The following is a 16,319-nucleotide window of genomic DNA, read 5'->3' as shown; positions in this document are numbered from 1 at the left end:
CGGGCGGCGGTCGGTCTACCTCTGTGAAAGCAACGGAGAACCGCTTCACCCAGGAGACCTCAATGTCCGAGACCACCGCTCCCGTCACGTCCCTCAACGCAGCCTCCACCACGCAGACAGCCTCCGACAGGTCCGTGTCCGCTCGTGGACGGCGTGCCCGGATCGCGCTGCGGGCGCTTCAGGTGGTGCTCGCGCTCTTCTTCGGGCTCGCGAGCGCGCTGCCCAAGCTGATCGCACACCCGTCGGCCGCCGAGTCCTTCGACAAGATGGGCTGGGGCAGCGCGGGCATGTACACCATCGGGCTGCTCGAACTGGCCGGAGCCGTCGCGCTGTTGATTCCGGTGCTGCAGTCGGTGGCCGCGACGGCGCTGAGCGCGCTGATGGTGGGTGCGTTCATCGTGCAGGTCGCCGTCTTCGACGGGCAGTACGCGGCGACACCACTGATCCTCATCGTGCCGCTCGCCCTCATCGCCTGGGCCCGCCGAGGACACAACGCGGACCTGCTGCGGCTGGTGCGGCGACGGGCGTGAAGGTGTCGGCGTACGGCCCGGGGTGGCGTACGCGGAGAGTGGCGTCCGACGGGTCGTGGAGACCCGGTCGGGCGCCACTGCGTGTACGCGCAGAGGCGCCCGGGGTTGCGTCCCTGAGGACTTTGGGGAGAGGTGCCTGTGCCCGCGGCGCCTTTACGAGGCGTCGTCGGGTCCGGTGAGGCCTCGCAGGCGTTCCATGTCGCGGCGGTCGCGTTTCGTCGGGCGACCGGTGCCGCGGTCGCGGATGCCGGCCGGGGCGACGGCCTCGCGGGGTGGCGGCGGAGGGCTGTTGTCGACGTAACACTCGGCGGCCACCGGGGGTCCGACCCGCTTGCGGATCAGGCGCTTCACCACGACGACCCGTTCCAGGCCGGCGTTGCGGAGGCGGACCTCGTCACCGACGCGCACGGCGTACGCGGGCTTCACCCGCTCGCCGTTGACGCGTACGTGGCCGCCTCGGCAGGCGGTCGCGCCCATGGAACGGGTCTTCACGAGACGCACGGACCAGATCCAGCTGTCGATGCGGACGGTCTCACCGCTCGCCGGACGGGCGGCGTCGGCCGCGGCCACATCCGGTGCGACGGGTGCGGCCGGTGCTGTGTCGGCCGCGGTGCCGTCCTGGGTGTGTGCGCCGCCGTCGGTGTCCGCGCCCTCGGAAACCCTGCCAGATGCCATGCCCTCGACTTTAGTACTCCGGGTCGCGCGGAGCGGACGGGTTTTTCCGGTCCTGGTCCTGATACCTGACCGGCCCCTGCTGCATGACCCTGATACGTGGTCCTGGCCTCGGGGCTCGATTCCCGAGGTGACTCTCGTCCGCCGTTCTACCGTGGACGTATGGACATCACTGGTCCGGCCGGGCTGGCCGCGCTCGACGAGCGGATCGCCGGGTGCCGGCGCTGCCCTCGGCTGGTCGCCTGGCGGGAGGAGGTCGCCCGTACCAAGCGCGCCGGCTTCGCGGACTGGGACTACTGGGGGCGGCCGGTGCCGGGGTTCGGGCCGTCTGACGCCCGGCTGCTGATCGTCGGGCTGGCGCCCGCCGCCCACGGCGGGAACCGGACCGGGCGCATGTTCACGGGGGACCGCTCCGGAGAAGTGCTGTACGCGGCGCTGCACGAGCTGGGGCTCGCGTCGCAGGCCGGTTCGGTGAGCGCGGGCGACGGGCTCGAACTGTACGGCGTACGCGTCACCTCGCCCGTGCACTGCGCCCCGCCCGCCAACAAACCGACGCCCGAGGAACGGGACGCCTGCCGGCCGTGGCTGGTGAGCGAGCTGGAGCTGCTCCGGCCGACACTGCGGGCGGTGGTGGTGCTCGGGGCGTTCGGCTGGCAGGCGACGCTGCCCGTTCTCGACGCGGCCGGCTGGAGCGTGCCGCGTCCGCGCCCCGCCTTCGGGCATGGGGCACGGATCACGGTCGGCGGCGGGCTGCGGCTCTTCGGCTGCTTCCACGTCAGTCAGCGCAACACCTTCACCGGCCGCCTCACGCCCGCGATGCTCCGGGATGTGCTGCGGGACGCGGCGACCGCCGCCGGTCTGCCCCCTCAGCGGTGAGGGCAGTGGTGGCGAAAATTGGCGCGCCCGGACTCGCGCAACCACGTTACGTTGACCCGATGGGCCTGTATCCGGAGATCGAACCGTACGACCACGGCATGCTCGAGGTCGGGGACGGCAACCGCGTCTACTGGGAAGTCTGCGGAAATCCGCAGGGCAAGCCGGCGGTGATGCTGCACGGCGGGCCGGGGTCGGGGGCGAGCGCGAACTTCCGGCGGTACTTCGATCCGGCCGCCTACCGGATCGTACTGCTCGATCAGCGCGGGGCCGGGCGTTCGACGCCGCATGCGAGCGCGTACGACACCGATATGAGCGTGAACACGACGGCCCACATCCTGGCCGATCTCGAGCTGCTGCGGCGGCACTTGGGGATCGAGCGGTGGCTGGTGTGGGGCGTGTCGTGGGGATCGGTGCTCGGGCTGCGGTACGCGCAGACGCATCCGGAGGTCGTGTCCGAGCTGGTGCTGACCGCGGTCGCGACCGGTTCCGACGCCGAAGTGGCCCTGCTGACCAGGGGACTGGGGAACCTGTTCCCCGAGGCCTTCGAGAAGTTCCGTGCCGAGGTGCCCGAGGGCGAGCGGGACGGGAACCTGGCTGCCGCGTACAACCGGCTGCTGGAGTCGCCCGACCCCGAGGTCCGGGCACGCGCCGCACGGGCGTGGACCGACTGGGAGACGGCCATGCTCCCGGCACCGCCCCGTTCCGTACCGCGTTACGAGGACCCGGTGTTCCGCATGGGCTTCGCCCGGACCGTCACCCACTACTGGGGCGACGACCACTTCCTGGGCGAGGGGAACAAGGGTGCGGAAGGTGTCGTACTGCGCGACGCGCACCGGCTCAAGAACATCCCCGGCACCCTCGTCCAGGGCAGCCTCGACCCCGGGAATCTGCTCGGCACGGTCTGGCGGCTCCATCACGCCTGGCCCGGCAGTGAGTTGGTCGTCGTCGACGAGGTGGGTCACAACGCGGGAGCGCCGGGCATGGTGGACGAACTGGTGGCGGCGACGGACCGGTACGCGGCCCGTGGCTGAGCCGGCTGTCGGCCGGGGACAGCGGGTGCGGGTGTGTTCGCCCGCCGAACGTGCGAACCGGCGTTCCAGCGTGGGTGAGGGGAGGAACGACGCCCAAACCTCCCGCAGCTCGTCGCCCAGCTGTGGATGAGACGGCCGGGCGAGTCCGACGGCACCTGTCGGGGCGGCCCGCCCGCCGGGCAGCGGTGGCCGTCGTACGTTCTCGAACTCGCCCGTGACACACGGGTCGTGAGCCTGGGCCGAGCCTGTGAGGCCCCCTGTGTGCGCTACGGCTGCCAGACGAAGCGCACGTCAGGCTCCCGCTCCTCGTTTCCGCTGCCGTCCGTGTACTCGACGGCGACGAAGCCGTGGCGTTCGTAGAAGCGGTGGGCGGGCTTGTTGACCTGAAAGGTCCACAGGGTCAGTCCGTCAGGGCTGCGCTCCTTCGCGAGGGCGAGGAAAAGGTCACCGATGCCGTGCCCGCGCCAGTCGGACAACAGGTACAGCTGCGACACCTCGTCACCGTCGAGCACCATCACGCCGACGATCCCGTCCGCTGACGACGCCTCCGCGACCCAGGTCTCGCGGTGCGGCACCACCACATCCCGGAAGTAGCCGCGGACCTCGTCGTCGGACCGAGGCCAGTCAACGGTCGGCAGGGCGGCGCCTCTGGACCGCAGCAGTACGTCGGCGGCAGAGTCGGCATCGTCGGCCACGGCACGGCGGAGGGTGATCTTCGGGGCGGTGGATGAGGGGGTCACGGGGCCGGAGCCTGCCAGAAGGGCCGTACCGAACGCACCTGGATTTACTGGATCCCAGGTCGTCCGGCAGGCTCGGTATCTGCTGTGGAATCGGTCCCGGTCTTGGTCTCCGTCTCCGAGTCCGTCTCCGGGACGGCGGCCGTCGCCGTGATCTCCACCAACTGCCCCGGGTAGCCGAGACAGGCCACTCCGATGAGGGTCGACGAATGAGGTCCGACGGAGAGGCCGGACGACTCGACGACCTCCCAGACGGCGGACAGAACCTCGGGTTCGCCGCTCACGACGTACACGTCGGTCGCCAGGACATGCGCGAAGTCACTGCCCACCGCCCGGAGTTGTTCACCCAGGTTGACGATCACCTGCGCTGTCTGCAGCACGGGATCGCCCACGCCGACGATCCGCCCCTGCGCGTCCAGCGGCACGGAGCCGGCGAGAAACGCGACACGCGTGCCCGCCTCGACGACGGAGGCGTGGGAGTAGGTGGGCGGCGGGAACAGACCGGGGACGGTGACGCGCTTGAGCATGGCGGGCTCCTGAAAGGTGGGAGATGGAACGGCCGAGTCGAGTGCGGGCGTGTGGGTCGCCCGCAGGACCACCCGCCGATCATGCGCAGTGCGGGGTGGCGGGCGCACCCGGATTTCCGTCGAGGGTGTGATCAGTGGCGTCGGGAGTGGGACGACTGGCCGTACAGGCCCGTCAGCCGCCAGCCGTCGTCGCGTGCGACCCGCTCGAAGGCCCCGATCTTCCGCGCGAGCCCCTCCGGATCGCCGATGTCGCACCATCGGCCGGCGACCGCCTCGGCCCACTCCTCCTCCCCTCTCACCAACGGCAGTCCGCGCACGGCGAGATGCAGGGCGAGCGTCGACCGCGCGTAGTACCGGACGGCGTTCAGCTCGTCGCGGGTACGGGCGTACTGCTCGGTCTCCCGTAGTCGCAGCCGCCCGTCGACGGCATCGGCGACGAGCAGCGGGACCATGACACCGGGCGCGCACGCATCCGGAGCAGCCGCCAGGAACGTCAACTCGCCCTCGTTCTCCACGACTTCGTACCGGGGCAGATACGACAGCCGGGCGAGACCGAGCGCGTGCTTCCACGACGTCACCCACAGGCCCCGGTTGAGGTAGTAGCGGACGCTCCGCTGCCAGGTCCAGCGCGTGTCGAGGCGGAAGCCGTGCAGGCCCTCGGCGCGACATGCCTCGTACACCGTGTCCAGCGTCGACGAGGCGAGGCCGCGCCGCCGGGCGACGGGATGGACGTACAGCGACGAGACGCGCAACGAACCCACCCCGCTCGGCCAGGTGTCCACGGCGATGGTCCCGAGCGGCCCCCTTGCCTGCCCGCCTTCCCCGTCCTCGGCGGGGTTTCGGATCCAGTACCTCCTGCAGTAGTCGTCGTCGTGTTCGTACTCCCGTCCGGACGCTCCCAGTCGGAGGCGTAACCGCTTCTCGTGCGAGGCCGTGATCGAGTCCGGGTCGGTGCACTCGCCGAGTGCGCCCTCGGCGAGTGAGGCCAGGTCCCAGCGTGCGAACCGCCGTCCTTCGGCGGGCCCGACCGGACGCAGGCCGGGGCACGCCGACAGACGTTCGTGCACACGCAGGGCGAGATCGTCTTCCATGGCCGGAGCGTAGGGACGTGGATGGTGCGCCTGTCCGGCTCGGGAGGGGATCCCACCTGCGGGTTCACCTTTGCGGTGGACCCGCTCATTGGTCGCGCGTTTGCCTCTCGCACTCCTGTTCAAGTGCTGGGTACGCCTCGGCGATGGCCGCGCAGATCCGTCGGCGGAGCAGTTCCGCGGCCTCGGCCCGGCCGGAGTCCCGCTCGCCTCCCGGCAGACCGTCCAGGAGTTGGTCGTAGTGACTCATCCGGTGCCGCAGATAGTCGACCTTCCAAGGGGCGAGAGTGGCACGGCCGGCATGCCCGGTGTCCCGTACGGAGTTGCCGTCGGCCGGCTCGATCGGGCAGTCGGCCGCCGCCTCCCGTCGGGCCCGGTGTTCCACCGCCCGCAGGGCCAGCTTGCCCGGATCCAGAAGCGGTACCTCGATCGGTTCGGTCCTGATCCGCTCCAGGATCTCCAGCCGCCGACGCTGTACGGCGTTCCGCACGGCCGCCGACCGTCGCGCCGAGGATTCCGCCACCCTCCGGAACTCGTCGGTCCGCTCGGCCGCCGTGACCCGCTCGACGCGGTACAGCCGGACCTGCGGCGCCGCCCTGAGCCGCGGATTGACGCTGAGGCGGTCCGGTGTCCCGAGCAGCCGGTGCACCATTCCGCCGGTCCACCCGCGAGCCCGCAGCCCCGCCAGGGAGACGTACCGCTGCCCGTCCTCCTCGTAGCCCTCAAGGCTCTGACGCGTCTTGGGTTCCTGACCGTCCTCGTAGCCCTGATCACTGGCATGGCAAGCCATGGCCACCTCCCCCGTAGCTCGATCGTGACGCTCTGTGACGACATCTCCCATTGAAGCGCCCGCCACTGACAATCACCCGAGCCACCCCGGAGCAACGAGCCCTCCTCCGCCCTGCGCCTGTCCTCCGACCTGATCGGCCGGACGAGCCCCGGGGCGGCCCCGAGGCCGGAGGGCACCCGGCGTTGCGTTCATAAAGAACGCGGGTTTCCCGAAGACCGTCACATCCCCGAAATACTCGCGGCCCAACTCCTCCACCGACCCGACCTACGCTGGACATCACCGCCCGGCCGACGTCGCCCGAAGGCATCGCACCCTCCGCCCTCGCCCGACAGGAGCCCTGTGTCACGCCCCAGCAGCACGCGTCCGCGTTTCGCCCTGCCGCCCTGGCTCGCTCACACACTGAGCGCGCAGCGAGGGCCCGTTCCCTGGAACGCGGTCGTCCGGGGTGCGCTGGCGGCCGGGCCGTTGCTGCTGGCCGGAGTGCTGGCGGACCGCACCTCCCTCGGTGTCGTCGCCGCGCTCGGTGCCATGCTCGCCGGGATCAACGACCGGCCGGGCAGTCGGCGTTCCTCCGTCAGGCGGCTCGGTGTGCCCGCGTCGGCCGGGGCCGTCGGGCTGGTCGTCGGGACGTACGCCGGACAGCAGTTCGCAGCCGTGCCGCTGACCCTTCTCCTCACCGTCCTCGGGCTCCTCGCGGGCGGCATCAGCGCCATCGGGCCCGTCGCGTCCGGCGCCGGTACGCAACTGCTGGTCGCCGCCGCCATCGGGGCCGGGATGCCGTTGCCGGAGCCGGGCTGGGAGCGGGCGCTGTTCTTCGTCGCGGGCGCCGGCTGGCTGGTCGCCCTACGGCTCGCGCTGCCCACCCCCGGTGCCGGCGCCGGTGACTTCCGCTTCGACGGGGAACGTGCCGCCGTCGCCGCCGTGTACGACGCCGTCGCCGACCTCCTCGACGCCGCCGGTACGGACGAGGCCGGCGCCCGGCGCGTCGCCCTCACCGCCGCGCTCGACCACGCCCAGGACGCCCTCGGCGGACCCCGGATACGTCAGTACGCCAGTTCCAGGGACGAGCGCCGACTGCGCACCCAGTACGCCGCCGCGCTGCCCCTCGCCGAGGCCGCGACCGCCCTCGCCTGGACCGGGGACGCCCTCCACGCGCGCGTGGCGGAAGGTCCCCGGCGCCTCGCCGCCGCCGTGAGGACCAACACGCACACCGGGCCGCTGCCCGCCCCGGCCCGCTCCGCGCCCGGGCTGCGCGCCCTCGACGACGCGCTGCTGCACGCCGCCGACGCCTTCGACCGGGGCGGCGACACGCACGACCTGCACTCGCGGCGCCGTACCGTCCGGGCCCTGCTCCGCACGGCCGTCGACTCCGGCGGGCGGGAGTACGGGCTGCGGGTGGCGCTCTGCTTCGGGGCCGGTGCCGCTGTCGCGCAGGCGACGCACCACGCCCACTGGTACTGGATTCCGGCCACCGCCGTCTTTCTCGTCAAGCCCGACCTGGGGCCGCTCGTCTCGCGCGTGCTGTGCCGGGCGGCGGGGACCGTTCTCGGGGCCGTTGTCTTCGCCGGGTTCGCGGCCGTACTGCCCCGGCCCGAAGGGCTCGTCGTGCTCGTCGCCGTGAGTGGTGCGCTGATCCCGGTCGCCACCAGGCACTTCGCCGCCCAGACCGCCGTCGTCACGGTGCTCGTGCTCGCCCTCGTGATGGTGGGCGGCGAACCCCAGGCGTCCTGGAGCCGGATCCTGGAGACACTGGTCGCCTGTGCCCTCGTACTCATCGTCGGACATCTGCCGATGCCCGGGCAGCGCGGCGGAGGCGTACGGGCGCGACTGGCGCGGGCCGCCGAGGCCGCTCAGGCGTACCTCCAGCATGTGATGAGCGGCTCGGACGACCGGCACGCGCGCTGGATGCTGCGCCGCGAGGCCTATCGCGCGCTCGCCGAGGCCCGTACGGCCATCGCGCACTCCGCGGCCGAACTGCCCGCCCTGGCACGGCACACGGAGGGAACGGAAGAGGTCGCCGCCACCCTCGAACGGCTTGTCGACACGGCGACCGCCTTTGCCGTGCACCTGGACGACACCGGACACCTCACCCGCCGGCACACCGAACACCTCACCGAACTCCTGGACGAACTCGCCGAGCGGCGTGAGCGCGCCGGACTGCGGACGCGTGTCCCGCGCGCGGGTGAGACGTCCATCGCGGGCTGAGGACGGTTCCGCGTCGGTCGTGTCAGTCGATGCGTACCCATACCGGCGCGTGGTCCGAGCCCGGTGCGTCCCGTCGGGCCTCCGGGTCCGGGCCGACCGACGGGAGGGCGGGCGCCCCGTTTCCCGGCAGACCCGTGCCCGCCTCCGTCGTGCGGTGGACCAGGCGGTGGCTCAGGAGGACGTGGTCGATCAGTTCACGCCGGCCCGAGTTGATCCGCGAGTAGCGCTGGCCGGCCGGAATGAGCGGGGCAACGTCCCACAGGCGCGTCGCGTCACCCCTGTCGTCGTGGTCGTAGCCGGGCGTGCCGATCTCCGAGCCGGGCGGGCCGAGCAGGATCTGTGTGGTCGCCGCCTGCACCTCGTCGTTCAGATCACCCAGGACCAGCACGTCCCGCGTGCGTCCGTCCCCGGCCAGCAGGTCGTCCGCGAGGGCCCGCAGCGCTGTCGCCTCGGCGGTCCGCCGGTACAGGGCGTACGCGCCGAAGCGGGCCCGTTCGCCCTCGTCGCGGGGCTGGAAGCGGCCGTTCGGATACGACAGCAGCTTCGACTTCAGATGGGCGACGGCCGCCCGCACCGGCCCGCCCCCGATATCGGCCGCCACCGCCAGGAAGCCGCGGCCCGCCACGGAGATCTCCAGGCCCGTGTCGTCCACCTGCACCGGAGCCAGTTTCGCCGGAAACGTGTTCGTGTCGGCGAGCACCTCGAACTCCACACGGCCGAGGAAACCGACCCGGATGCCCCGGCTGTCCGCGAGCCGCGAGGTCGCGACGCTCCAGCCGCCGCCCAGCAGGTCGACCAGATCGTGCAGTGCCTCGGGGTCCCCGACCTCCTGGACGGCGAGCAGTGCCGGGTCGAGCTCGGTGATCACGCCGGCGAGGGCGGCGAGTTTCGCCTCGTACGCCGCCTCGTCCTTCGGGCCGGACGGGCCGCCCGGACGGTAGAGGTTCTCCAGGTTCCAGGTGGCGACGAGCATGCCGGCTCCCCCTCAAGTCCCAGCGGTTCCGCGGGTTCCGCGGTGCTGCGTCCAGCGTGCCCGTGCCGCGGCCCCCGGCGACAGGGCTGCGCCGGGATGCGCGGTTCACGTCGCCCACGGGCACGACCGCGCCGTACGGTGGCCGCATGACGCCTTCTCCCGCTGCTCCCGCGGATCTCGTCATCACCGGCTGCACCGCCCTCCTCCACACCGACGACGGTGAAGGGACCGAGTTCGCCGAGGACGCCTCGATCGCCGTACGGGGAGGGATCATCGAGGCGATCGGTGTGGGTGTGGGTCTCCCGGACGCCGTCGAACACATCGACGCGCGCGGGCAGTTGGCCATGCCGGGGCTGATCAACTGCCATACGCACGCTCCGATGGTCGCGCTGCGCGGGATCGCCGAGGACCTCCCCACCGAGGCGTGGTTCAACGACGTGGTGTGGCCGATCGAGTCCAACCTCACCGCCATCGACGTGGAGTTGGGCGCGCGGCTCGCCTGCGCCGAGATGATCCGCGGCGGTGTCACCTGCTTCGCCGACCACTACTTCTCGATGGACACCGTCGCCGCGGTGGTCGAGGAGTGCGGGATCCGGGCGCATCTCGGCGAGGCGTTCTTCTCCTCGCAGGGGACCCAGGGGCGGGAGAAGTCGCTGGAGTTCGCGCTGCGGCACCGGGGCGGCGCAGACGGCCGCATCACCACGACCCTCGCCCCTCACGCCCCGTACACCGTCGACGACGCCGACCTCGCGGCCACCGCCGGCCTCGCCCGCGAACACGGCCTGCCCGTGCACATCCACGCCGCCGAGAACCGCGACCAGACCGACACCAGCCTCGCCCGGCACGGCCTCACCCCGATCGAGGTCCTGGCCCGCACCGGCATCCTGACCGGCGACCTCGACGTCCTCATCGCGCACGGCACCGGCATCGTCGAGCGCGACCTCCCCGTCCTGGAACGCGCCGGCGGACGCGCGGCCGTGGCGACCGCGCCCCGCGGATATCTCCGGTTCGCCTGGCCCACCACCACTCCGGTGCGTGCCCTGCGCGAGATCGGCGTCCCCGTCGGGCTCGCCACCGACGGCGCTGCCTCCAACAGCTCGCTCGACGTGTGGGAGTCCATGGCGCTGACCTCGCTGATCCAGAAGTCGACCGAGGGCGACCCCCGGTGGCTGACCTCCCGCCAGGCACTGCACCACGCCACGCTGCAGAGCGCGCGGGCGGTGGGACTCGGCGAGCGGATCGGCAGTCTGGCGCCGGGCCGGAAGGCCGACATCATCCTCGTGGATCTCACCGGGCCGCACACCCAGCCCGTGCACGACCTCGCCGCCACCCTCGTCCACAGTGCCCGCTCCTCGGACGTCCGTACGACGATCGTCGACGGCCGCGTCCTCATGCGCGACCGTGAACTGCTGACCCTCGACGTGCCGGAGATCGTCCGGGAGCTGGGAGAGCGGCTGCCCGCACTCGTCGACCGGAGCCACGGCAGACGCATCCAGGAGTACGACGCCTGAGAACTTTCCGCCGGCGCCGATGAGTTTCGCGTGCCCCGCCGGTCCACCCCTGAGAACGGACCGTTCCACAACGGGGCATGGAGGGGCGATGACACTTCCGCGGATCGTTTCGCGCGACGAGTGGCGGGCGGCACGCGAGGCGTTGCTGGTCAAGGAGGAGGTCGTCACGCGCGCGCGTGACGCGCTGGGCGCCGAGAGGCGAGAGCTGCCCATGGTCGAGGTCGACACGGAGTACGTGTTCGAGGGCGGCGACGGCAAGGCGACCCTGCTCGACGTCTTCGAGGGCCGCAGCCGACTCGTCGTCCACCACTTCATGTTCGCCCCCGAGTGGGAGGCGGGCTGCCCCGGCTGCTCGGAGTTCCTCGACAACGTCGGTCACCTGGCGCACCTGTGGGCACGCGACGCCTCGTTCGCGGTGGTGTCCCGGGCGCCGTACACGCGGATCCTGCCGTTCAAGGCACGGCTGGGGTGGACCGTGCCGTGGTATTCGTCGTACGGCAACGACTTCAACCGCGACTTCCTGGTGACGTCCGAGAGCGCGGGGGAGGTCGTCGAGCGGTCCGGCGTGAGCTGCTTCCTGCGGGACCGTGACCAGGTCTTCCACACCTACTCGGCGTACGGACGCGGCCTGGACGGACTCGGCTCGGCCGCCAGCTTCCTGGACCTCATGCCCCCGGGACGGCTCGCGAGCGGCGAACACGTGCGCCATCACGACGCGTACGACTACTGATACGGAAGGTGAGAAACGGGGCGTAGGGGATGTAACGGGATGAGTTCATCCTCACATCCGGCGCTGAACGAGTGTCAACTACGTCTCAGTACGGTCACCGGCCGAGGCCCTTTCCCCATGATGAGCGTTTAACTCTATGAGATCAGCGCTACATGGAGGTACAGGGTGAACGGGCGAAAGGTGCTCGAACGCTTTCCCGCCGGCGGACCGCGTGGTTCCTGGCCCGCGGAGGAGTTCGCGCAGGCGCGGCGCCTGGAGGGCCAGGCCGCGGAGGTTGTCATGGACCTCGCGACGGACACGTTCCTCGTGATCGTCCGGGGTGGAGCCGTGGGGGAGTGAGGCGGTCGCCGGGCCCCTCGTGACGGGGCTCAGGCGCTGATCGGCCTCGACCACGTCGGAATCGTCCCCGTCACCTGGCACAGGGCGAGGTAGAGCGGTATCGGCGGGGTGTACGGGAGGGTGTCGTGCGGGCGGTGCAGAAGGGGCGGGACGCGCGGGGCGCCGAGGATCACCGCTCCCGTGGAGTAGTGGGCCGGGGCCGGCCACTCCAGGGCGTAGTCGGAGTCGGCGGGGACCAGCCACCACCAGTGGCCCGCGTCCGCGTACACACAGCCCACGCGCGGTAGCCGGGGCAGTATCTGGGGGCCGAAGCGGGCGGGTACCGCCACCGCGTCGCAGCCCAGGGGGGCGGTCATGCCCACCGGTATCGGAAGGCGCAGGGGAGTTCCCGGACGGGGCGGACCGTGCAGGCCGCGCTTCACGCGCACCAGCGTGTCCATGCTGACCACCCGGCCCCCCGTGGACGAACCCCTTACACCCATTCGGCCTCTGTCCCTGTCCCCGTTGTCGCGTGCCCTTGAAACCGGTGGCGCCCGTGGCGTCCGTGGTGCGCCTGTGTCTCGTCGGCGGGCTCCGGTTCCGGGTCGCCGGCCGTGCCGGGGCGGGGCGGCGGCGCGCCCCAGCCGAGGTCGCCACGGGCAGCCGTGCCGTCGTGGGCGTCGGCGCCCGCGTCGGCCGCCCGGGCGAGTTCCGCCCAGACCAGCAGGCCGGGGCCGTGCTCCTGGGCGCCCCAGGCCCTGCACATGGCCTCGACGAGGAGCAGCCCCCTCCCCTGCTCGTCGTCGGGGCGCTGCGGCGACTGATGGGGCACGCCGGGCGAACAGCCCTCGTCACGCACCGCTATGCGCACCAGGTCGGCGCCGTCGTGCAGCTCGCAGACTATGTGGCTGCTCGCGGTGTGCACGATGGCGTTGGTGACCAGTTCGGTGACGACCAGGGCCGCTGTGTCGCAGGTGTCCTCGCAGACCGACCAGCCCGTGAGCCGGGCGCGCGTCAGGCGGCGGGCCTGCGCGGGCGAGCCCGGATGGGCGGCCAGCTCGAAGCGGAACCGGCGCTCGTCCGCCGTGCCGGGGCGCAGCGAGGCTGCGGACCCGGGACCGGAGCGGTCCGCGGCGGCGTCTGTTCCTAAGGGCGGGGACGGAATCACGCTTGCCACTATCTCCCCGCCGTGAACACTTGGCAAGTGTCACTCTGAAAAATGCAGAGTGCGGTGTGACGGAGTGGAACGGCGTGGCACACTGCTCGCAACAGCACGCGGAGCGGCGCCAGTTGGGACTTTCGGCAGGTTTTCGAATAAACCTTCGAACGAATTCCCGGTGGCGCCGCCGGGCTGTCAGGACTTCACCGGCGTCCGCCGGTGCTCGATGGAGGTGGAGCGTGAGCGAACCGCGGTCCGCGCCGACGGTCGGACAGGTCGTCCTCGGCCGGCGCCTGCTGGACCTGCGGGAGCGTGCGGGTCTGCGCCGCGAGGAGGCCGCGCGCATCCTCCGGGTCGCCCCCGCCACCGTCCGCCGTATGGAGATGGCCGAGGTCGCGCTCAAGATCCCGTACCTCCAGCTCCTCCTGAAGTCGTACGGCGTCTCGGACGAGGAGGCCGGGGCGTTCGTCCAGCTCGCCGAGGACGCCAATCTGCCCGGATGGTGGCAGCGGTTCCACGACGTGCTGCCCGGCTGGTTCTCCATGCACGTCAGCCTGGAGGGCGCGGCGAGCCTCATCCGCCAGTACGAGCCCCACTTCGTCCCCGGACTGCTGCAGACCGAGGAGTACGCCCTCGGTGTCCTGAAATCGGGCGCCATCGGCCAGACCAGACCCGAGGACATCGAACGCCATGTCGCGCTGCGCATGGAACGCCAGGGACTGCTCACCCGTGACGGCGCGCCCCGGCTGTGGGTCGTGATGGACGAGACCGTTCTGCGCCGCCCGGTGGGCGGTCCGGAGGTGATGCGTGCGCAGATCGACAGACTGCTCGACGCCATGGACCTGCCCAACGTGACGATCCAGGTCGCCCCCTTCTCCGCGGGGCCGCACCCGGGCACGTACGGGCCGTTCGTGCTGTTCCGTTTCGCCGTGCCGGAACTCCCGGACATGGTCTACAGCGAGTACCTGACCGGCGCCGTCTATCTGGATTCGCGCGCCGAGGTGGCCACCCACCTGGAGGTCATGGACCGCATGGCGGCTCAGTCCGCTACAGCACATCGCACGAAGGAGATCCTCCGGGATCTCCGCAAGGAGCTCTGAATCTCTGCATGGATCGCATGACGTCCAAGACCCGGATACGCCACGAGCGAATCAATGAGCTGACCACTGAACGGGTCACCGACCGGGCGAGCGCCCGTATCTACAACGGCATGCCCGCCGGGGAACTGGGCAGCGAGGGCTGGCACAAGCCGTGGAGCGGCGGCAACGGGGGCAACTGCCTGGAGGCGATGAAGCTCGCCGACGGCCGGATCGCCGTGCGCCAGTCCACCGACCCCGACGGTCCGGCGCTGATCTACACCACGGCCGAGATGCTCGCCTTCATCGAGGGCGCCAAGGCCGGGGAGGCCGACTTCCTGCTCTCCTGAGGTCCGGTTCCGGCCGATTGTGTGGCGCCGGTTCCGTTGTGTTCAGTCAATTCCCTTATTTTGGTGCTCAGTTGATCTATTGCCACGCCAGAGACCGAACAGACTTACGGAGTTCGCCATGACCGGGCAGCACCCCATCGAGATGGACACCAGCAAGCCTCATCCCGCGCGGATGTACGACTGGTATCTGGGTGGCAAGGACAACTACCCGGTCGACGAGGCGATGGCCCGCCAGATGCTCGCTCTCGACCCGCGTGTTCCGGTGATGGCCAAGGTCAACCGGGCCTTCATGCACCGCGCCACACGCTGGCTGGCCGGGCACGGCGTCCGCCAGTTCCTGGACGTCGGCACCGGCATCCCGACCGAGCCGAACCTCCACCAGATCGCCCAGGAGATCGCGCCCGACGCGCGGGTCGTCTACTGCGACAACGATCCCATCGTGCTGGCCCACGCGGCGGCCCTGCTGCGCGGTACGGAGGAGGGCGTCACCGAGTACCTCCAGGCCGATGTGCGCGACCCGGACGCCATCATCGAGGGCGCGAGGAAGGTCCTGGACTTCGACCGGCCCGTCGCGCTCTCCCTCGTCGCCCTGCTGCACTTCATCTCCGACGAGGACGGCGCGCACGACCTGGTCGGCCGCCTGCTGGCCGCCCTGCCCGCCGGCAGCTACCTGATGATGACCCACGCGACCGCCGACTTCTCCCCGGAGGAATCGGCTGCCGCGACGGCGAAGCTCAAGGCCGCGGGCGTCACCCTCGCCCTGCGCTCCCGCACCGAGTTCGCCCGCTTCTTCGACGGCCTCGACCTGATCGAGCCCGGTGTCGAGGTGGTCGACAAGTGGCATCCGGAGCTGGGCGAGCCGATCCCCGGTCAGGAGGACGGGGTGATTCCGGGGTACGGGGCGGTGGGCCGCACGTCCTGACGCGCGCACGCGCGGGCCGGCGATCACGGCTTACGGGTTCGCGGCCCCGGGGTTCGCGGCCTCCGAGTACGCGACCTACGGGGTCACAGCCACGACCACATGCGCCGAGGTGCGTCGACCAGCCGACTGACCGCCACCACCGCGAGCGGCGGCTGCTCCGCCTTCTGGCGGCCGAGGCTCAGCCCGTAGTAGATCTGCTCGATCGACGGCGGTCCGACCGCGAGGTTGCGCCAGACGGCCACCGACGGTGACTGCTTGTCGGTCTGGACGAGATACGCCGCGGCCATCGTCCCCGTACGGCCGACGCCGGCGCCGCAGTGCACGAACACCGGCCCGGACGACGAGGCGACGACATCGAGGAACTGCTGCACCTGCCGCGACGTGGGCGTCTGCCCGTCACGGATCGGCAGGTGCACGACCTTCAGGCCTGCCTTGGCGGGTTCGGCGAGCTGGGCCGCGCTCAGGTCCTCGGCGCGCAGGTCGACGACGGTGGTGATGCCGAGGCCCGCCAGCGCCTGGTAGCCGGCGGGCGAGGGCGCCGCTCCGCGCCACAACCGGCCCTTGGAGCCCACTGGTTGGAAGTGGTGGACGCCCTGGACCGAAACGGTCCCCGGCGGCGCCGACGTCTCCTCGCCCACCCAGTGCGACACGGCCAGGATGCCGAGCGCGCCCGTGGCCCACAGGACGAGATAGCCGATGACGACTCTGCCGAGGATCCGCAGGATGCGGCGGACCACGCGGCGGGTGGGCAGTGGGAGCGAAGGCGGGGGAGCGGTGATGGCAGCCATGGATGACCTGAAGGGGTTGGGGACGGAAGCGCGTCG

19 protein-coding genes and 1 pseudogene are annotated in these 16,319 nt (G+C 71.4%); 11 read left to right on the top strand and 9 right to left on the bottom strand.

The features are described 5' to 3' along the window. Positions 1 to 62: 62 nt before the first annotated feature. Positions 63 to 530: a DoxX family protein gene (locus OHN74_RS09940; RefSeq protein ID WP_327694162.1), complete on the top strand. Its 468-nt coding sequence runs from the start codon at positions 63 to 65 to the stop codon at positions 528 to 530. A gap of 153 nt (positions 531 to 683) precedes the next feature. Here the strand turns inward: OHN74_RS09940 and OHN74_RS09935 are convergent, their stop codons facing one another. Continuing rightward, positions 684 to 1,205, bottom strand: a complete 522-nt coding sequence (locus tag OHN74_RS09935) for an RNA-binding S4 domain-containing protein (protein ID WP_327694161.1) — start codon at positions 1,203 to 1,205, stop codon at positions 684 to 686. A gap of 159 nt (positions 1,206 to 1,364) precedes the next feature. On the opposite strand from OHN74_RS09935, the gene OHN74_RS09930 reads away from it, so the two are divergent. The 3 genes and pseudogenes from OHN74_RS09930 to OHN74_RS42865 form a co-directional block, all read left to right on the top strand. Then, entirely contained in the window at positions 1,365 to 2,078 is a 714-nt protein-coding gene (locus OHN74_RS09930) for a uracil-DNA glycosylase (protein ID WP_327694160.1), read from the top strand. 59 nt (positions 2,079 to 2,137) lie between these two features. Further along, complete coding sequence (pip, locus tag OHN74_RS09925; protein ID WP_327694159.1) at positions 2,138 to 3,109, top strand: prolyl aminopeptidase; 972 nt, start codon at positions 2,138 to 2,140, stop codon at positions 3,107 to 3,109. 105 nt (positions 3,110 to 3,214) lie between these two features. Further along, positions 3,215 to 3,331, top strand: a pseudogene (locus tag OHN74_RS42865) (glycoside hydrolase family 6 protein); the annotation flags it as partial. 44 nt (positions 3,332 to 3,375) lie between these two features. Here the strand turns inward: OHN74_RS42865 and OHN74_RS09915 are convergent. The 4 genes from OHN74_RS09915 to OHN74_RS09900 form a co-directional block, all read right to left on the bottom strand. Continuing rightward, complete coding sequence (locus OHN74_RS09915) at positions 3,376 to 3,849, bottom strand: GNAT family N-acetyltransferase (protein ID WP_327694158.1); 474 nt, start codon at positions 3,847 to 3,849, stop codon at positions 3,376 to 3,378. A 44-nt stretch (positions 3,850 to 3,893) separates the two neighbouring features. Beyond that, on the bottom strand, positions 3,894 to 4,373 hold the full coding sequence (locus OHN74_RS09910) for a RidA family protein (protein WP_327694157.1): 480 nt from the start codon (positions 4,371 to 4,373) through the stop codon (positions 3,894 to 3,896). A gap of 131 nt (positions 4,374 to 4,504) precedes the next feature. Next, a complete protein-coding gene (locus tag OHN74_RS09905) occupies positions 4,505 to 5,464 on the bottom strand; it encodes a GNAT family N-acetyltransferase (protein WP_327694156.1) in 960 nt (319 codons plus the stop codon). 85 nt (positions 5,465 to 5,549) lie between these two features. After that, positions 5,550 to 6,251 (bottom strand): hypothetical protein, encoded by a 702-nt coding sequence (locus tag OHN74_RS09900; RefSeq protein ID WP_327694155.1) that lies wholly within the window; start codon positions 6,249 to 6,251, stop codon positions 5,550 to 5,552. A 339-nt stretch (positions 6,252 to 6,590) separates the two neighbouring features. Between OHN74_RS09900 and OHN74_RS09895 the strand changes: the two genes are divergently transcribed. Next, positions 6,591 to 8,456 (top strand): FUSC family protein, encoded by a 1,866-nt coding sequence (locus OHN74_RS09895; RefSeq protein WP_327694154.1) that lies wholly within the window; start codon positions 6,591 to 6,593, stop codon positions 8,454 to 8,456. A 22-nt stretch (positions 8,457 to 8,478) separates the two neighbouring features. On the opposite strand, the gene OHN74_RS09890 is transcribed toward OHN74_RS09895, so the two are convergent. Next, positions 8,479 to 9,429 carry an endonuclease/exonuclease/phosphatase family protein gene (locus tag OHN74_RS09890; RefSeq protein ID WP_327694153.1) on the bottom strand — a complete coding sequence of 317 codons (951 nt, stop codon included), beginning with the start codon at positions 9,427 to 9,429 and terminating at the stop codon, positions 8,479 to 8,481. 146 nt (positions 9,430 to 9,575) lie between these two features. Here OHN74_RS09890 and OHN74_RS09885 point away from each other — a divergent pair, with 146 nt between their 5' ends. The 3 genes from OHN74_RS09885 (at position 9,576) to OHN74_RS09875 (ending at position 12,009) form a co-directional block, all read left to right on the top strand. Then, positions 9,576 to 10,940, top strand: coding sequence for an amidohydrolase (locus OHN74_RS09885; RefSeq protein ID WP_327694152.1), 1,365 nt, complete (start codon positions 9,576 to 9,578; stop codon positions 10,938 to 10,940). Positions 10,941 to 11,028: 88 nt separating this feature from the next. Continuing rightward, complete coding sequence (locus OHN74_RS09880; protein WP_327694151.1) at positions 11,029 to 11,670, top strand: DUF899 domain-containing protein; 642 nt, start codon at positions 11,029 to 11,031, stop codon at positions 11,668 to 11,670. A gap of 165 nt (positions 11,671 to 11,835) precedes the next feature. Continuing rightward, on the top strand, positions 11,836 to 12,009 hold the full coding sequence (locus OHN74_RS09875; RefSeq protein WP_327694150.1) for a hypothetical protein: 174 nt from the start codon (positions 11,836 to 11,838) through the stop codon (positions 12,007 to 12,009). A gap of 29 nt (positions 12,010 to 12,038) precedes the next feature. On the opposite strand, the gene OHN74_RS09870 is transcribed toward OHN74_RS09875, so the two are convergent. Further along, positions 12,039 to 12,491: a hypothetical protein gene (locus tag OHN74_RS09870; protein ID WP_327694149.1), complete on the bottom strand. Its 453-nt coding sequence runs from the start codon at positions 12,489 to 12,491 to the stop codon at positions 12,039 to 12,041. Beyond that, complete coding sequence (locus tag OHN74_RS09865; RefSeq protein ID WP_327694148.1) at positions 12,482 to 13,165, bottom strand: ATP-binding protein; 684 nt, start codon at positions 13,163 to 13,165, stop codon at positions 12,482 to 12,484. The genes OHN74_RS09870 and OHN74_RS09865 overlap by 10 nt, the downstream gene beginning before the upstream one ends. A 221-nt stretch (positions 13,166 to 13,386) precedes the next feature. Here OHN74_RS09865 and OHN74_RS09860 point away from each other — a divergent pair, with 221 nt between their 5' ends. From OHN74_RS09860 to OHN74_RS09850, 3 genes are all read left to right on the top strand, one after another. Then, the gene (locus tag OHN74_RS09860; protein ID WP_327694147.1) at positions 13,387 to 14,247 is read left to right on the top strand and encodes a helix-turn-helix domain-containing protein; all 861 of its coding nucleotides are present in this window, start codon (positions 13,387 to 13,389) and stop codon (positions 14,245 to 14,247) included. A 110-nt stretch (positions 14,248 to 14,357) separates the two neighbouring features. Continuing rightward, a complete protein-coding gene (locus tag OHN74_RS09855) occupies positions 14,358 to 14,573 on the top strand; it encodes a DUF397 domain-containing protein (protein WP_055525969.1) in 216 nt (71 codons plus the stop codon). 118 nt (positions 14,574 to 14,691) lie between these two features. Continuing rightward, positions 14,692 to 15,495: an SAM-dependent methyltransferase gene (locus OHN74_RS09850; protein WP_327694146.1), complete on the top strand. Its 804-nt coding sequence runs from the start codon at positions 14,692 to 14,694 to the stop codon at positions 15,493 to 15,495. Positions 15,496 to 15,578: 83 nt separating this feature from the next. Here the strand turns inward: OHN74_RS09850 and OHN74_RS09845 are convergent, their stop codons facing one another. Further along, a complete protein-coding gene (locus OHN74_RS09845) occupies positions 15,579 to 16,283 on the bottom strand; it encodes a fused DSP-PTPase phosphatase/NAD kinase-like protein (protein WP_327694145.1) in 705 nt (234 codons plus the stop codon). Between the last annotated feature and the right edge of the window lie 36 nt (positions 16,284 to 16,319).

The organism is Streptomyces sp. NBC_00459 (assembly GCF_036013955.1).
GTDB lineage: Bacteria > Actinomycetota > Actinomycetes > Streptomycetales > Streptomycetaceae > Streptomyces.
This window is presented reverse-complemented; position numbering and strand designations above follow the sequence as displayed.

Coding starts and splice junctions, on each gene's coding strand:
- OHN74_RS09940 (WP_327694162.1), top strand. CDS start 63: ATGTCCGAGACCACCGCTCCCGTCACGTCCCTCAACGCAGCCTCCACC.
- OHN74_RS09935 (WP_327694161.1), bottom strand. CDS start 1,205: ATGGCATCTGGCAGGGTTTCCGAGGGCGCGGACACCGACGGCGGCGCA.
- OHN74_RS09930 (WP_327694160.1), top strand. CDS start 1,365: ATGGACATCACTGGTCCGGCCGGGCTGGCCGCGCTCGACGAGCGGATC.
- pip (WP_327694159.1), top strand. CDS start 2,138: ATGGGCCTGTATCCGGAGATCGAACCGTACGACCACGGCATGCTCGAG.
- OHN74_RS09910 (WP_327694157.1), bottom strand. CDS start 4,373: ATGCTCAAGCGCGTCACCGTCCCCGGTCTGTTCCCGCCGCCCACCTAC.
- OHN74_RS09905 (WP_327694156.1), bottom strand. CDS start 5,464: ATGGAAGACGATCTCGCCCTGCGTGTGCACGAACGTCTGTCGGCGTGC.
- OHN74_RS09900 (WP_327694155.1), bottom strand. CDS start 6,251: ATGGCTTGCCATGCCAGTGATCAGGGCTACGAGGACGGTCAGGAACCC.
- OHN74_RS09890 (WP_327694153.1), bottom strand. CDS start 9,429: ATGCTCGTCGCCACCTGGAACCTGGAGAACCTCTACCGTCCGGGCGGC.
- OHN74_RS09885 (WP_327694152.1), top strand. CDS start 9,576: ATGACGCCTTCTCCCGCTGCTCCCGCGGATCTCGTCATCACCGGCTGC.
- OHN74_RS09880 (WP_327694151.1), top strand. CDS start 11,029: ATGACACTTCCGCGGATCGTTTCGCGCGACGAGTGGCGGGCGGCACGC.
- OHN74_RS09870 (WP_327694149.1), bottom strand. CDS start 12,491: ATGGGTGTAAGGGGTTCGTCCACGGGGGGCCGGGTGGTCAGCATGGAC.
- OHN74_RS09855 (WP_055525969.1), top strand. CDS start 14,358: ATGCCCGCCGGGGAACTGGGCAGCGAGGGCTGGCACAAGCCGTGGAGC.
- OHN74_RS09850 (WP_327694146.1), top strand. CDS start 14,692: ATGACCGGGCAGCACCCCATCGAGATGGACACCAGCAAGCCTCATCCC.
- OHN74_RS09845 (WP_327694145.1), bottom strand. CDS start 16,283: ATGGCTGCCATCACCGCTCCCCCGCCTTCGCTCCCACTGCCCACCCGC.